15 protein-coding genes are annotated in these 15615 nt (G+C 64.8%); 8 read left to right on the top strand and 7 right to left on the bottom strand.

Annotation, left to right across the window (positions count from 1 at the left end; translation table 11 throughout):
- Together Q8S60_RS04925 and thiS are read right to left on the bottom strand one after the other, a co-directional pair.
- On the bottom strand, positions 1-596 hold a 596-nt coding region (locus tag Q8S60_RS04925), incomplete at its 3' end, for a thiazole synthase (protein ID WP_305668396.1).
- Between the two features lie 51 nt (positions 597-647).
- Complete coding sequence (gene thiS / locus Q8S60_RS04930; protein WP_305277560.1) at positions 648-848, bottom strand: sulfur carrier protein ThiS; 201 nt, start codon at positions 846-848, stop codon at positions 648-650.
- A 302-nt stretch (positions 849-1150) separates the two neighbouring features.
- On the opposite strand from thiS, the gene aroQ reads away from it, so the two are divergent.
- From aroQ to aat, 5 genes are all read left to right on the top strand, one after another.
- Positions 1151-1609 carry a type II 3-dehydroquinate dehydratase gene (aroQ, locus tag Q8S60_RS04935; protein ID WP_305277559.1) on the top strand — a complete coding sequence of 153 codons (459 nt, stop codon included), beginning with the start codon at positions 1151-1153 and terminating at the stop codon, positions 1607-1609.
- An 82-nt stretch (positions 1610-1691) separates the two neighbouring features.
- Entirely contained in the window at positions 1692-2141 is a 450-nt protein-coding gene (accB, locus tag Q8S60_RS04940; RefSeq protein WP_305277558.1) for an acetyl-CoA carboxylase biotin carboxyl carrier protein, read from the top strand.
- Positions 2142-2158: 17 nt separating this feature from the next.
- A complete protein-coding gene (gene accC, locus Q8S60_RS04945; RefSeq protein ID WP_305277557.1) occupies positions 2159-3502 on the top strand; it encodes an acetyl-CoA carboxylase biotin carboxylase subunit in 1344 nt (447 codons plus the stop codon).
- 44 nt (positions 3503-3546) lie between these two features.
- Positions 3547-5505 carry an AsmA family protein gene (locus Q8S60_RS04950; protein ID WP_305277556.1) on the top strand — a complete coding sequence of 653 codons (1959 nt, stop codon included), beginning with the start codon at positions 3547-3549 and terminating at the stop codon, positions 5503-5505.
- Between the two features lie 99 nt (positions 5506-5604).
- Positions 5605-6255, top strand: a complete 651-nt coding sequence (aat, locus tag Q8S60_RS04955) for a leucyl/phenylalanyl-tRNA--protein transferase (protein ID WP_305277555.1) — start codon at positions 5605-5607, stop codon at positions 6253-6255.
- Here the strand turns inward: aat and Q8S60_RS04960 are convergent.
- The 4 genes from Q8S60_RS04960 to Q8S60_RS04975 form a co-directional block, all read right to left on the bottom strand.
- Positions 6192-6590, bottom strand: a complete 399-nt coding sequence (locus tag Q8S60_RS04960; RefSeq protein WP_305277554.1) for a DUF2155 domain-containing protein — start codon at positions 6588-6590, stop codon at positions 6192-6194. The genes aat and Q8S60_RS04960 overlap by 64 nt on opposite strands.
- 3 nt (positions 6591-6593) lie before the next feature.
- A complete protein-coding gene (gene mlaD, locus Q8S60_RS04965) occupies positions 6594-7076 on the bottom strand; it encodes an outer membrane lipid asymmetry maintenance protein MlaD (protein ID WP_305277553.1) in 483 nt (160 codons plus the stop codon).
- 49 nt (positions 7077-7125) lie between these two features.
- The gene (locus tag Q8S60_RS04970) at positions 7126-7524 is read right to left on the bottom strand and encodes an NADH:ubiquinone oxidoreductase subunit NDUFA12 (protein ID WP_305277552.1); all 399 of its coding nucleotides are present in this window, start codon (positions 7522-7524) and stop codon (positions 7126-7128) included.
- Positions 7525-7637: 113 nt separating this feature from the next.
- Entirely contained in the window at positions 7638-8159 is a 522-nt protein-coding gene (locus Q8S60_RS04975; protein WP_305277551.1) for a response regulator, read from the bottom strand.
- A gap of 395 nt (positions 8160-8554) precedes the next feature.
- Between Q8S60_RS04975 and Q8S60_RS04980 the strand changes: the two genes are divergently transcribed.
- From Q8S60_RS04980 to Q8S60_RS04990, 3 genes are all read left to right on the top strand, one after another.
- Positions 8555-12304: a vitamin B12-dependent ribonucleotide reductase gene (locus Q8S60_RS04980; protein WP_305277550.1), complete on the top strand. Its 3750-nt coding sequence runs from the start codon at positions 8555-8557 to the stop codon at positions 12302-12304.
- 143 nt (positions 12305-12447) lie between these two features.
- Positions 12448-13023 (top strand): TetR/AcrR family transcriptional regulator, encoded by a 576-nt coding sequence (locus Q8S60_RS04985; protein WP_305277549.1) that lies wholly within the window; start codon positions 12448-12450, stop codon positions 13021-13023.
- Between the two features lie 4 nt (positions 13024-13027).
- Positions 13028-14179, top strand: a complete 1152-nt coding sequence (locus Q8S60_RS04990; protein WP_305277548.1) for a serine hydrolase — start codon at positions 13028-13030, stop codon at positions 14177-14179.
- A 445-nt stretch (positions 14180-14624) separates the two neighbouring features.
- On the opposite strand, the gene Q8S60_RS04995 is transcribed toward Q8S60_RS04990, so the two are convergent.
- Positions 14625-15572 (bottom strand): hypothetical protein, encoded by a 948-nt coding sequence (locus Q8S60_RS04995; RefSeq protein WP_305277547.1) that lies wholly within the window; start codon positions 15570-15572, stop codon positions 14625-14627.
- Positions 15573-15615: the final 43 nt, after the last annotated feature.

Genomic DNA, 15615 nt, shown 5'->3' on the forward strand with positions numbered 1-15615 from the left:
TCGACCAGAACGGGGACTTTCGACTGTTCGACGATCAGGCGGATGTTGATCGGGTTCTGGATGCCGAGGCCGGAGCCGATGGGGGCGGCGAGCGGCATGATCGCGCAGCAGCCCATCTCTTCCAGCTTCTTCGCCATGATCGGGTCGTCGGTGCAATAGACCATGACCTCGAAGCCGTCCTTCAGCAGCGCTTCCGCCGCGCGGAGCGTTTCGATCATGTCGGGGTAAAGCGTCTTCTGGTCGCCCAGCACTTCGAGCTTCACGAGGTTCCAGCCGCCGGCCTCGCGCGCGAGGCGGAGCGTGCGCACCGCGTCTTCGGCGGTGTAGCAGCCGGCCGTGTTCGGCAGGTAGATCACCTTCTTCGGGTCGATGAAGTCGACCAGCATCGGCTCGTCGGGGTTGGTGACGTTCACCCGGCGGACGGCGACGGTGACGATCTCGGCGCCCGCCGCTTCGACGGCGGCGGCGTTCTGCGCCAGGTCCTTGTATTTGCCCGTGCCGACGATGAGGCGCGATTTCAGCCGGCGTCCGGCGACGATGAAGGGATCGTCGTCCGCCGCTGCCGGTGTCTCGATGCGCGCTGCCGCTTCAGTCACTTCACTCACTCCTGTTCAGGCGGCTATCCGCCCACCCTCTTGTTCTGGCGGCTATCCGCCGCCGACAAAATTCACGATCTCGATACGGTCGCCGTCGCCGAGCGCCACTTCGCCATAGGCCGAGCGCGGCACGATCTCGAGATTGCGCTCGACGGCGATCTTGGCGGGCTTCAGGCGCAGGCTTTCAATGAGACCGAGAACCGTCAACGGGCCGTCCATCTCGCGCGTTTCGCCGTTGATCGTTAGTTTCATCTGACCGTTAACGTCTTCTGGGTGCCGCGCGGGCCGCCGGATGGGCCGCTGGCCGGATAATGGGTGAGCGGGAGCCTCAGTTCAAGGCCGGGGCCGTGCCCCGACGGAAGGGGCCAAGCCCTTCTTTCCACATGTCTTTTACCGGCCTTTTACTGGCGGGGCGACTTGCGTATAAAAGAGACTTCCGAATCGGGGGCGAGCCGGGACAAGGCCGGGTGGCGGGGACCACAATTTCGCCCTTTTAGAGCCCTTATGTCCCCTTCCGAGATCAGGCGGTCACGCCGGAAAGCCCGTTCGACCCGATGGCCAAACCGAGTTCCAAAGCGGCCGCGAAGCCCATCTTCGTGCTCAACGGCCCGAACCTGAACCTGCTCGGGCAGCGGGAGCCGGAAATCTATGGCAGCACGACGCTGGCCGATATCGAGAAGCTGGTGAAGGCGCGGGCGAAGACGCTCGGCCTCACCGTCGATTGCCGCCAGTCGAACCATGAGGGCGAGCTGGTCGACTGGATCCAGGAGGCGCGCGGAAGCGCGGCGGGCCTGATCCTCAATGCGGGCGCCTATTCGCACACTTCCATCGCCATCCACGACGCGCTGGCGACGCTCGACATACCGGTCGTCGAGGTTCACATCTCGAATGTTTACAAACGCGAGAGCTTCCGTCACCACTCCACCATCTCTTCCGTCGCCACGGGCGTCATCTGCGGCCTCGGCACGATCGGCTACGAACTGGCGCTTGAAGCCGTAAAGTCAAAAATCTGAACAGGAGTTCGTTCACGTGGCAACACCCCGCCCACCGGCCAGCGGCAAACCCACGAGTGAAAAGGGAAGCAAGAAAAGCGAGATGAGCAAGTCAGGCGTCGATCAGGAACTGATCCGGCAGTTGGCCGCCCTCCTCACGGAGACGGACCTCAGCGAAATCGAGATCGAGACGGATAATCTGAAGCTGCGCGTCGCGCGCCAGATCACGCAGACCGTCGCGCATGTGCCGGCGCCCGCGCCCATGGCCGCACCGGCGGGCCACGCGGCTCCGGCGACCGCCGCCGAAGCGGCGGCGCATCCCGGCACGGTGACCTCGCCGATGGTGGGCACGGTCTATCTCGCGCCGGAGCCCGGCGCGCCGGTCTTCATCCAGCCCGGCAGTTCGGTCACCGAAGGCCAGACGATCCTCATCATCGAGGCGATGAAGACGATGAACCACATTCCCGCGCCGCGCTCGGGCAAGCTGACGGCAGTTCTCGTCGACGACGGCCAGCCGGTCGAGTTCGCCGAAGCCCTCTTCGTGATCGAATAGAGAGACCGGACCCGCACATGTTCGAGAAGGTCCTCATTGCAAACCGCGGCGAAATCGCGCTGCGCATCCATCGTGCCTGCCGCGAGATGGGCATCAAGACGGTCGCCGTCCATTCCACGGCGGATGCCGACGCGATGCATGTGCGGCTCGCCAACGAGAGCGTGTGCATCGGCCCGCCCGCCGCGAGCGAAAGCTACCTCAACATTCCGGCGATCATTTCCGCCTGCGAGATCACGGGCGCGGACGCGGTCCATCCGGGCTACGGCTTCCTGTCGGAGAATGCGAAGTTCGCCGACATCCTGAAGGCGCACGGCATCACCTTCATCGGACCGAGCGGCGATCACATCCGCCTGATGGGCGACAAGATCCAGGCGAAGGTGACGGCGAAGTCCTTGGGCATTCCTTGCGTGCCCGGTTCCGACGGCGCCATCACCAGCGACGAACAGGCCTACAAGGTCGCCGAGGAGACGGGATATCCCGTGCTCGTGAAGGCGGCGGCAGGCGGCGGCGGGCGCGGCATGAAGGTCGCGCGCTCGCGCGGCGAGCTGTCCTCCGCGCTCTCGACCGCGCGCGCGGAAGCGAAGGCCGCTTTCGGCGACGACGCGCTCTACATGGAAAAATATCTCGGCCAGCCGCGTCACATCGAAGTGCAGGTGATCGCCGACGCGCATGGCAACGTGGCCCATCTCGGCGAGCGCGACTGCTCGCTGCAGCGCCGCCACCAGAAGGTGCTGGAGGAAAGCCCCTCGCCCGCGCTCAACACGGCGCAGCGGGCGGAGATCGGCGGCATTGTCGCGAAGGCGATAAAGGGGCTCGGCTATCTCGGCGTCGGCACGGTCGAATTCCTGTTCGAGGATGGCGAGTTCTTCTTCATCGAGATGAACACACGCCTGCAGGTCGAGCATCCGATCACCGAGGCGGTGACGGGCATCGACATCGTGCGCGAGCAGATCCGCATTGCGGCGGGGCTGGAGATGAGCTTCAGCCAGGACGATGTGGAATTCTCCGGCCACGCGATCGAATGCCGCATCAACGCGGAAGACCCCAAGACCTTCGCGCCCTCCCCCGGCACCATCAAGGATTTCCACACGCCGGGCGGGCTCGGCGTGCGCGTCGACAGCGCGGTCTATTCCGGCTACCGCATTCCGCCCTATTACGACAGCCTGATCGGCAAGCTCGTCGTGCATGGCCGCAACCGCAACGAATGCCTGATGCGGCTCCGGCGGACGCTGCATGAATTCGTCATCGACGGCATCAAGACGACCATTCCGCTGTTTCAGGAACTGGTCAACGAGCCGGATTTCATCAACGGCGAATATCATATTCACTGGCTGGAAGATTTCCTGAAGAAGAACGCTTGAGGGACTGAGGGGAACGCATCGCGCGGCCGGACGTTTCAGTCCGGATGAACTGGCGTGCGCATCCCCGGCTCGCGGCCCTCGCCATCTTCGTGCTGGCCGTTGTTGCCGCTGTTATCTTCTGGGACTGGAACTGGTTCCGCCCGCTGGTGGAAGCACGCGCCTCCGCCGCTCTCAGGCGCGACGTCCGGATCGGTCACTTCGATCTTCATATCTCCCGCATACCCCTCGCCGTCCTCGACGATGTGACGGTCGAAAACCCGCCCGATTTCGGCGAAGGAGAGCCGCTCGCGACCGTCGAGCGGCTGAGCGTCAGCCTCGACGCACTGGCGGCGCTTCGCGGCCGGACCGTCATTCCCGAAATCCGCGTGGAGAAGCCCAGAGGCAACCTCCGCAGCGATGGCGAGGGACGGCGCAACTGGGTATTCGAACAATTCTCCGGCGAACAATCCGGCGGTGAAGGCGGGACACCGCCTGAGATCGGCAACCTCGTCATCGAGGACGGCACCGTCCGCTTCGCCGATCCCGAACTGCAGGCGGACGTGACCATGCGCATTCACACGGAGACGGCGGAGGACGGCGAGCCGATGCTGGTGGCGCGCGCGGAGGGGACCTATAACGGCCAGCCTGTCGATGCCCGCTTCCGGGGCGGCGCCCTCCTCTCGCTGCGCGAGACGGAGAAGCCCTATCCGGTCGACTTCAAGGCACGCAACGGCGACACGCGGATTTCGCTGCAAGGCACGGTGGTCGATCCGCTGCGCCTCGCGGGCGCGAGGCTTGCGCTCGAACTGGAGGGAAAGACGCTCGACGATCTCGAACCTCTGATCCTCATTCCCCTCGTCTCGACGCCGCCCTATCGGCTTGAAGGCCGGCTCGATTATGCGGACGGAAAAATCCGGTTCGACGATTTCGCCGGCCGGGTCGGCCAGAGCGACCTGTCGGGCACCTTCACGGTCGATCCCGGCGAGGAGCGTCCCCGCGTCGCCGCCGATCTGCGTTCCGAGCGGGTGCTGCTCGCCGATCTCGGCGGCTTCATCGGCGCCGCGCCCGGCGAGGCGGACCAGCCCGATATGTCGGCGGAGCAACGGGCCGAACATGCCCGGGCGGAAGCGAACCCACGGCTGCTGCCCAACGAGCCGTTCGAAATCCCCGACATCCGCGCCGCCGATTTCCATGTGCGTTACGAGGCCGCGCGGATCGAAGGCGAAGGCATGCCGCTCGACGATCTGGTGACGACGCTGAGGATCGAGAACGGCAAGGTGACGCTGAAGCCGCTCGATCTCGGCGTCGGCCAAGGCAAGATCGCCAGCAACGTCGTACTCGATGCGCGCGAAGATCCGATGCACGTCACCGCCGATGTCGATTTCCACCGGGTCGATCTCCGCCGGCTGATGGAGGCGACGGGCGTCTTCGAGGGCACCGGCACCATCGGCGGCCGCGCCGTGCTGGAAACGAGGGGAAATTCGATTGCGACGATGCTCGGCGCCGGCGACGGCGAACTGAAGCTCTTCATGGCAGGCGGCGACATGAGCGCGCTACTGGTCGACCTCGCAGGGCTCGACCTCGGCAATTCGATCCTGTCGCTGCTCGGCCTGCCCGACCGGACCGGCATTCGCTGCATGGTGAGCGACTTCGCGCTGGAGAAGGGCGTTCTACGGACGCGCACGCTTTATGTGGACACGGAGAAGGCCAATATCGTCGGCACCGGCACCGTCAACCTCAAGGACGAGACCATCGACTACCGGATCGTCACGGAGCCGAAGCAGCCGAGTATCGGCTCGGTGGCGGCGCCGATCGACATCGAGGGACGGCTGAAGGATCCCGGGATCGGGCCCGACGCGGAGGCGCTGGCCGCGCGGGCGGGCACGGCGGCGGTGCTGGGCGCGCTGCTGACGCCGCTCGCCGCCCTGCTCCCCACCATCCAGCTCGGCCTCGGCGAGGACAATGACTGCGCCGAAAGCGTGACGCGGCTGGAGCGCGAAAGCGAAGCCCTGCCCCGGAATTAAGCGCCGTCCGCGCGGGACCGGTATCGCCGCCGCCGCGTCTCCGCTACATTCCGACGGGTTGCGGCGTATCGACGGCATCGGCAGGACAGCAAGACCAAGATGAGCAACATTGATTCCGATGTGCTGCTCCGCGCCTATGCCTACGGCGTCTTTCCGATGGCAGAGTCGCGCGACGATCCGCAGCTCTACTGGATCGATCCGGACGCGCGCGGCATCCTGCCGCTCGACGCCTTTCATGTGCCGCGGCGGCTGCGGCGCACCGTCCGCCAACAGCCTTTCGAAGTCAGGATCGACACCGCCTTCCGCGACGTCATGCTCGGCTGCGCGGAAGGCGGGCCGAACCGCAACGGCACCTGGATCAACGACCGTATTCTCGCGCTCTATTGCGAGCTTCACGAGCGCGGGCGGGCGCATTCGGTCGAATGCTGGCGCGAGGGGCGGCTGGTCGGCGGGCTCTATGGCGTATCGCTGGGCGCGGCCTTTTTCGGCGAGAGCATGTTCAGCCGCGAAACCGATGCGAGCAAGGTGGCGCTGGTCTATCTCGTGGCGCGGCTGATCGCCGGGGGATACAGGCTGCTCGACACGCAGTTCGTGACGTCGCATCTGCAGCAGTTCGGGGCGGTGGAAATTTCGCGCAACGCCTACCGGGCAAAGCTCTTCGAGGCGACGGCGATGACGGCCAATTTCTATTCGCTGCCGCTCGACGCGCCGCCCGACGCGGTTTTGCAGTCGGTCACCCAGATGTCGTAGACCGGATGCTCCAGCCCGTTGAGGCCGGGGCTTTCGGCGAACATCCAGCCTTCGAATATCGGCGCCGGCTGGACCGCATCCTTCTCGCGGTCGATCTGGCGGATTTCGAGAAAGGCGGCCGTCTGCGGCGGCTCTTCGGGCGGCCGCTTGTCGCAGGCCCGGACGATGACCTCGAGCGAGCCGAAGCGGGCCGGCTCATTCACTCTCGCGCTGAAGCTCGTGACGCGGGCGGTGGTCTTGTCGAGGCCGCTGAAGACGGCGACCGGATATTTGTCGGCATGGGCCGGTGCGGCCGATAGCGCGAGGAAAAGCGATGCGGCTGCGAGCAGGCGCATCTTCTAGTTGCCGCCCGCCGGGCCGTCGCCCGACGAGTCCCCGCCGCCCTGCGTGGAGAACACGGCCTGGCCGATCAGGCTCATCAGGTCGACGGAGCCTTGCGTGAACATGATCTCGCTGCCGTCGGCGAGGTATTCCTCGCTGCCGCCCGGCGTGACCGAGATGTAGCTGCCGCCGAGAAGGCCTTCGCTTGTGATCTTGGCGCTGCTGTCGTCCGGCAGCTTCACGTTCCGGGCGATATCGAGGGTGACGACCGCCTGGAATGTTTCGGGATCGAGGTTCTGGCGCACCACGGTGCCGACCTTGATGCCGGAGACGCGGACGTCGGCGCCGTTCGCCAGCCCGTCGATGGCACTGAAGGCCGCATCGACGCGGTAGCCGGCGGAGCTGCGCATGCCCGATGTGCTGTAACCGTAGAAGAGGAAGACGGCGGCGACCGCGACAACCAGCGTGCCGATCAGCGTTTCGACGAGATTGCTTTGCATGGCGGTCCTTAAATCATCCTGTGTCGGAAATGCTCGGGCGGCACCGGGTTCACTCCGGCCGCCAGGCCTTGTAGTCGCCGGTCGCCTGCGGGCGGTGGGCGCCCTTGAGCAGGCTGCCCTCGGGCCGGTAGGCATGGGGCGTGCCGGTCATGTTCGGCATATGCGGCCGCTGCCACTCGCGGGGGGCATAGTCCTCCTCGCTCGGCGGCACGTCGACCGTGTGGTGCAGCCAGCCATGCCAGTCCGGCGTCACGCGCGACGCGTCCGCGACGCCGTTATAGATCACCCAGCGGCGCGCGTAGCCGCTGATCGCCGCGCCGTCCTTCGACTCATAATAGCGGTTGCCCTGTTCGTCGGTGCCGACCAGACGGCCCTTGCGCCATGTGTGGAAGCGCGTGCCCATGGTCTGGCCGTTCCACCAGATGAAGATTTCCTGAAACAAACCCATGGACCGATATCCCGTTGACGCTGTGACCCGAGCGAATCCGGCCCGCGGGGGCCGGAAGGCGCGCCGAATATGACATTGAGGGAGAGGATGGTCCAGACCGGAACGGCCGGAGCCTAATCGAGCGACCAGGTCGTCTGGGCGGCGGTACGGCGGCGCATGCCAGCCGTCTCGTGGATCAGCATGGGCTGGCGGTAAATGCCGCCCGCGACCTCGAATTCGCGCTGGTCGGCCAGCACCCATTCGATGCGGTGAAGGAGGCTTGCGGGCGTGACCGGCTTCACGAGCAGGTGGGTCGCGCCGATTTCGAAGGCTTCCGTGAGGAGCGAGCGAGAGGCGTGGCCGGTCAGCACGATGATGGGGGTGAAGCAGAAGGGCTCGTTGCCGACGGCGCGGATACGGGTGATGAAGTCGCGGCCGTTCATCGGCTGCATCTCCCAGTCGGAGATGACGAGGTCGATGTCGTAGACCTGCATTTCGATGAGGCCGTCGGTGCCGTCCCGGGCCTGGCGGATATTGGTGATGCCGAAGGTGGTCAGCATGGTGCGCAGCAACAGGCGCATGCCGCCGTTGTCCTCCACCATCAGAATATTGAGCGACTTCAGGTCCTTGCCGAAAGCCGTGCTCTTCTCTCCCACTCGCCTTCTCCACCCTTTCCAGGTTTTGAACCGAATTGGTAGCAGGTTGCAGGTTTCCACCTCGTTAACCGCCGATTCGGAGGGGAACTACACCGCATCTCGTGGCGGCGATGCCCGTCCCGTCTACATCTTGCGAGTCAAGCTTGACGGGCCGGGCCGATGGTCCCTAGGATTGATCTCCCTTGCGGGGGACGAGGCAGAAGAGACAGGCGGACATCCGAAAAGAGCGCATAGCTCAGCGACGAAAACCGTAACGGAATCAGACACTTGAATGTCTGGAGCCGGGCGGTGCGGCGCAACGGATTGCCATGCCTGAACGACCGGGGGAAGCCATATGGCCGAAGCCGCTGCCCCGCCTCGCGAGACGAGCCAGAAGCCGAAAAACCGGGGGCCAGATGCGTATCCAGCGTTGTTTCACCGTCGAGGGTCAGTCGCCTTACGAAGGCATCGCCTTCAGGACGACAGCGAGCGAAATCCGCAATCCGGACGGTTCCGTCGTGTTCCGCCTGCAGGACATCCAGGTGCCGGCGGAGTGGAGCCAGGTCGCCTGCGACGTGCTCGCCCAGAAATATTTCCGCAAGGCCGGCATCGCGGCGGTGCTGAAGCGCGTGCCGGAAGAGGATGTGCCGGAATTCCTGTGGCGGCATGCGCCGGACCACGATGCGCTCGAGGCGCTGCGCCCGGAAGACCGTTTCGGTCCCGAAATGGACGCGCGGCAGGTTTTCGACCGCCTTGCCGGCACCTGGACCTATTGGGGCTGGAAGGGCGGCTATTTCGACTCGGAAGCCGACGCCCTCGCCTTCTACGACGAACAGCGCTTCATGCTGGCGGCGCAGATCGCGGCGCCCAATTCGCCGCAATGGTTCAACACCGGCCTTCACTGGGCCTATGGCATCGACGGGCCCGCGCAGGGCCACTGGCGGACCGACCCGGCAACGGGCGAGACGGCGCGGACGGAGAGCGCCTATGAATATCCGCAGCCCCATGCCTGTTTCATCCAGAGCGTGAACGACGATCTCGTGAACGAGAACGGCATCATGGACCTCTGGGTGCGCGAGGCGCGGCTCTTCAAATACGGCTCCGGCACCGGCTCCAACTTCTCGGATTTGCGCGGCGAGGACGAGAAGCTGTCGGGCGGCGGCAAGTCGTCGGGCCTCATGAGCTTCCTCAAGATCGGCGACCGGGCGGCGGGCGCGATCAAGTCGGGCGGCACGACGCGGCGCGCGGCGAAGATGGTGATCGTCGATATCGACCATCCCGACATCGAGGATTTCATCAACTGGAAGGTGACGGAGGAGCAGAAGGTGGCGGCGCTCGTCACCGGCTCGAAGATCAACCGGAAACATCTGAACGCGATCATGCGCGCCTGCCTGAATTGCGAGGCGGATGGCGACGCGTGTTTCGACCCGAAGCGGAACCCCGCCCTCAAGCGCGAAGTGCTGGCGGCGCGCAAGGCGCATGTGCCGGAAAACTATGTGCAGCGCGTGATCCAGTTCGCTCGCCAGGGCTATGACGAGATCGACTTCAGGGTCTACGACACGGACTGGGATTCGGATGCCTATCTGACGGTGTCGGGGCAGAACTCCAACAACACCGTGCGCGTCACCGACGACTTCCTGCGCGCGGTCGAGGAAGACGGCGACTGGACGCTCAGGAGCCGCCTCTCGGGCGAGGCGACGAAAGTGCTGCCCGCGCGGGAGCTCTGGGAGCAGATCGGCCATGCCGCATGGGCGAGCGCGGATCCCGGCATCCAGTACCACACCACCATCAACGACTGGCACACTTGCCCGGCCTCCGGGCCGATCCGCGCCAGCAATCCGTGTTCGGAATATATGTTCCTCGACGACACGGCCTGCAACCTCGCCTCGCTGAACCTGATGCAGTTTCGCGACGCGGCCTCCTCGTCCGAAAAGAGAGGGCGTTTCGACGTCGAGGCGTTCGAGCACGCCGTGAAGCTCTGGACCATCGTGCTGGAAATCTCGGTTCTGATGGCGCAGTTCCCGAGCCGGGAAATCGCGGAGCGCAGCTTCCGTTACCGCACACTCGGCCTCGGCTTCGCGAATATCGGCGGCCTCCTCATGTCGCTGGGGCTCGGCTACGACTCCGCCGAGGCGCGCGCGCTCACGGGTGCCATCAGCGCCGTCATGACGGGCGTCTCCTATGCGACCTCGGCGCAGATGGCGAAGGAGCTCGGCACCTTCGAAGGCTATGAGGAGAACGCCGGTCACATGTTGCGCGTGATGCGCAACCATGCGCGCGCGGCGCATGGGCTGACGAAGGGTTACGAAGGTCTCGCCGTCGCCCCCGTGCCGCTCGACGCGGCGAACTGCCCGCAGGCGGACCTCGTCGATCACGCGCGCGCCTCATGGGACCTCGCGGTCGCGATGGGCGAGAAATACGGCTACCGCAACGCGCAGGCGACCGTGATCGCGCCGACGGGCACCATCGGGCTCGTCATGGATTGCGACACGACCGGCATCGAGCCCGATTTCGCGCTGGTGAAGTTCAAGAAGCTCGCGGGCGGCGGCTATTTCAAGATCATCAACCGCGCCGTGCCGCAGGCGCTCCGCACGCTCGGCTATTCCCAAGCCGATATCGAAGCCATCGTGAATTATGCCGTCGGCCAGGGCACGCTCGCCAATGCGCCGGGTGTCAACCACGAGCGGCTGCTCGAGCGCGGCTTCACGCCGGCGAAGATCAATACGATCGAGGCGGCGCTGGCGACCGCCTTCGACATCCGCTTCGTCTTCAACAAGTGGCAGCTCGGCGAGGAATTCTGCACGGAGGTGCTGGGCCTCGACGGCGACGCGATGGACGATCTCGATTACGACATGCTGGCGGCGCTCGGCTTCACGAAACAGGAAATCGACGCGGCGAACCTCCATGTCTGCGGCGCGATGACGCTTGAAGGCGCGCCGGGCCTGAAGGACGAGCACCTCTCCGTCTTCGATTGCGCCAACCCCTGCGGCCGCATCGGCAAGCGCTATCTCTCGGTCGAAAGCCACATCCACATGATGGCGGCGGCACAGCCTTTCATCTCGGGCGCGATCTCCAAGACCATCAACATGGCAAATGCGGCGAGCGTCGAGGATTGCAAGGAGAGCTACATGCTTTCCTGGAAGCTCGGCCTCAAGGCGAACGCACTCTACCGCGACGGCTCCAAGCTTTCGCAACCGCTCAACTCCCAGCTTCTCGAAGACGAGACGGAGGAAGACGAGGAGAGCGCCATCGAAACGCTGATGGCGCAGGCGCCGCAGGAGCGCGCCCGCGTGGTCGCGGAGCGCAGCGTCGCGCAGCTCGTCGAGCAGGTGACGGCGGCGGAGCAGAAGCGCGAGAAGCTTCCCGACCGCCGCAAGGGTTACACGCAGAAGGCGCTGGTCGGCGGCCACAAGGTCTATCTCCGCACCGGCGAATATGACGACGGCAAGATCGGCGAAATCTTCATCGACATGCACAAGGAGGGCGCCGCCTTCCGCAGCCTGATGAACAATTTCGCCATCGCGATTTCGCTCGGCCTCCAATATGGCGTGCCGCTGGAGGAATATGTCGAGGCCTTCACCTTCACGCGCTTCGAGCCGGCGGGCCTCGTGCAGGGCAACGACCGGATCAAGAACGCGACCTCGATCCTCGATTATGTCTTCCGCGAGCTTGCGGTCTCCTATCTCGGCCGCTCCGATCTCGGCCATGTCGATCCGAAGGAGTTCGCCTTCGACGCGATGGGCGACGGCGCCGACGAGGGCAAGGCGCCCGCGCTGCCCGCCTCCGCCGTGGTGAGCCCCGGCTACACGCGCAATGCGCAGATGGGGAACCTCTATCTCGTGCGCGGCGGCGCGGCGGCCCTCGCCAGGGCGACCGTCGCGGAAGCCGTGGCGGCGCCCGCGATCCGCGAGCAGACGGTGAAGGCCGAAGTCATGGCGGCCGGCGCGCTGATGCGCGCGGGCTCGTCCGAAAGCTTCGCGGCGGTTGCCGTCGGCGCCGTATCGTCAGGGGGCGGATCGTCCGGCGGCGGCATCAGCCGCGCCGCCGAAGCCCGCATGAAAGGCTATGAAGGCGAAGCCTGCAGCGAATGCGGCAACTTCACGATGGTCAGGAACGGCACCTGCCTGAAATGCGACACCTGCGGCGGGACCAGCGGGTGTAGCTGAGAAAGTCGGCGATACCCGATCAGCAATCCATGCGGGGTACTCGAGATCTTTTGCCGCCACGAGGCTTTTGGCTGACGCTTGACGATCTCATTTGAAGACGTTTATTGTCAAAGTTGACAAGATTCGTTTTCGTGAGAGATGCGATGGCGCGGCCGAGGGTTGGCGACGAGAGGCGGGAAGAGATTCTTGCGGCATTCGAGACGTGCGTCGTGCGCAAGGGATTCGCCAAGACCACGTTGATCGACGTTGCGGAACAGGCTGGCCAACCGCGTTCGCTGGTGCGCTATTTCATCGGCAACCGGGCGGACATGGTGAGCGCACTGATCGATCGGCTGCTTGAGCGGGGCGAGGCGCAGTTCAGACAATTGCCCTCTGACGGCACGGCTGGGCAGGCCCTGGACCTGGTGCTCGACACCATCTTTGCCGATTACACGACCAACATCGTCATCATGGAATTGTGGCATCTCTCGATGCGCGACGCGGAGCTCCGCGCGCGGCTGGCGGCGCTATATGAGCGTGTGATCTCGGAAGTGGCAGCGCTCATCGCGGACGACGAGACGTCAGGTCGGGATAGGGCCTTTGTCGCTGTGTCGCTGGCGTTCGGCGCGGCCTTTTTCCGCCATCTCGGCCTTGCACCTCATGCGCCGGACACCGTCCGTGCGGCGGCCCTTCACGTGGCGACCAGTCCTTTTGCACCCCCCGCCAAAACCGGAATCTGATTCCATGACCGATAAGCACATTACCGATCTCGGCCTGTTCACAGGCAAATCCCAATATGAGAATTTCGCCCGCTTCAAGGAGATGCTGCCCGTCTCCCGCATGGCGGCGTCCTCAGCGGCATATCGATTTGCGGATGGCCGGACGATTGCTTTGCCTGCGACCTATGCGTTCGAAGGCAAGGAGCGGTCATCGGATTCTTTCCTCACGGAAACCGACACGTCCGCGGTGCTGGTGCTCAAGGACGGCGAAGTTCGCCATGAGCTTTACCGTCTGACCGGCGGGCGCGATGTGCAGTGGATATCATGGTCGGTGGCCAAAAGTTTTGTCTCGGCGCTGGTCGGCATTGCTGTGGCCGAAGGCCATATCCGCGGGATCGGTGATCCGATCAGCGATTATATCGGCGTCGAGCCCGGTTCCGCCTATGACGGGGTGAGTATCAAGGACGTGCTGCAAATGTCTTCCGGCGCACGCTGGAATGAGGACTATACCGACACCGGTTCCGACGTGCACCGGCTGGCCGCAGCGATGGCGGGCGTAATGCCGCTCGATACCTTTGTCGCGACGATGGTTCATGAGGCGGAACCCGGCACTATCTGTCGCTACAATAGCGGTGACACGCAGGCGCTGGGCGGCCTGCTGGTACGCGCGACGGGCCGCTCGCTGACCGATTACATGCGCGAGAAGCTCGTCGAGCCGCTCGGCTTTGAATCTGATGCCTATTGGTTGATCGATGGCGTGGGGATGGAGATGGCCTTTGCGGGTCTCAACGTCACCGCGCGCGACTTCGCCAAGCTGGGAGAGCTCTATCGCAACCATGGCCGCTGGGACGGAAAGCAGATTGTGCCGGAAACCTGGGTCCATGCCTCTGTGCGGGCGGATGCGCCCCCTCACCAGCCGGGCCAACCCATACTCGCCGATCATCCGCTCGATCTGGGGTATGGCTATCAATGGTGGCTTCCGAATGGCGATCGCGGCGAATTCAGCGCAATCGGCATCTACAACCAGCTGGTCTATGTCGATCCCTCGCGCGGCGTGACCATCGTCAAGCTGTCCGCCAATCCGGCCTACGGCACGAGCATGGATGAGCGCACCAATCGCGAGATGGAAAATATCGCCTTCTTGCGCGCTATCGCGGCGTCTTTTGACAACCAATAAGGAAGAACCGTCCCACGGCATTTCCGGCCATTTTCGACTGCCTGCGTCCGCCCTCCCGAAAATAAACTTGTCCCCGCCTGTTCCTCCGTACCCATATTAAATCCATCTCGCTCCACCGAAGGGCGCGTCCGGACTGGCCGAATGCGTGGAGAGGGTGTCGATGCCTGCGGCGTGGGGAATTCCAGACCTCGCGTCCCGGGGGATCCCGTCGGTTGGTGGATACTACGGTCCACGGGCGTCCCGGCCGATAAAAGCCGGGAGTGCGCCAGAGTTGGAATGGGGGATCCGAAAAATCGCCGCGCGGAGCGTCGGAGGAGGACGCACCCCGCCAATATAAACAAACAAAGGCGGCGTCGCCGCCGCTCCGCGCATCCTTCTTTTCTCGAAGGCCGCAGACGAAAAGCAAAACCCCGGAGGCATCGCCTTGCGGGGTCGGTCGTGCGTCTCATGCGGCTTCCGCGAAAACCCGCTCCGCCAGCACCCTCGCCGCCACGCCCCAGGCGTCGAACTGAGCGATGCGTTCCTCCCGCGAGACTTCCTTGCGTCCCTCTTCCGCCAGCTTCGAGGAGAAATGCCAGGTATTGCCGCCGGGATTGACCTCGAGCATGTAGAGGTCGTTGGTCGTCCGCTCACGGATGATATCCATACCCTGCAGCGGGATGCGCGGCATGGCCTTCGAGGCGCGGCGGGCGAAGTCGAGCACCTCGGGTTCGGCTTCGAGCGTACAGGTGAAATGCGGATCGACATTCGAGGCGAAGGAGGCGCGCATCAGTTCCTCGTCCGGCACGTCGAGCGGAGGCCTCGGGTTTTTGGCGCGGTAGATCATCGACATGATCGGCTCGCCGAACAGCGTCAGCACGCGATAGCTCCAGGGGTATTCGCCCGTGTCGATGAACTTTTGCACGAGGAGCGGCGCTTCGCGCGCCGCATGGCCGGGCGGAAAGACGACGGGCGCGAGGTCCGCCACGCGCTCCGTCCGCATCACGAAGACGGCGTCGCCGTTCGACATAGCGCGCACCGCCGTCGGCTTGACGATGACATGCTCTCCCCAGACGGCGTGCTTCAGCCGCCAGCCGAGACGGTAGGCCAGCGTCCGGGGAACGGGGAGGCCGGCGGCGGCAAACTTCCGCATCTGCTGGAATTTCGGCACCGGAAAGCCGTGATAGAGCGGCCCGCGCCGGGGGCGGAAGGCCGGCAGCGTCATCGAAACCGTCAGCGCGGGGCGCTCCCACACCTCGCGCGGCAGCACGCCCGCGTTCCCCGCCGCATCGACGATATGCACGCCGATGCGCGGCGCGATCGCCGCCATCCGCTCCGCGATCTCGATGAAATCCTGCACGTCCTGCGCGCCGGGACGGTTCACAAGGATGAGGCTGTGTGTCTGTTCGGGCATGCCGGGAAAGTATAAGTGGCGGTGCGCCCGGCCTCGCTTTCGT

It is taken from the genome of Parvibaculum sp., from assembly GCF_030694575.1.
In the GTDB taxonomy this organism is placed as follows: domain Bacteria; phylum Pseudomonadota; class Alphaproteobacteria; order Parvibaculales; family Parvibaculaceae; genus Parvibaculum.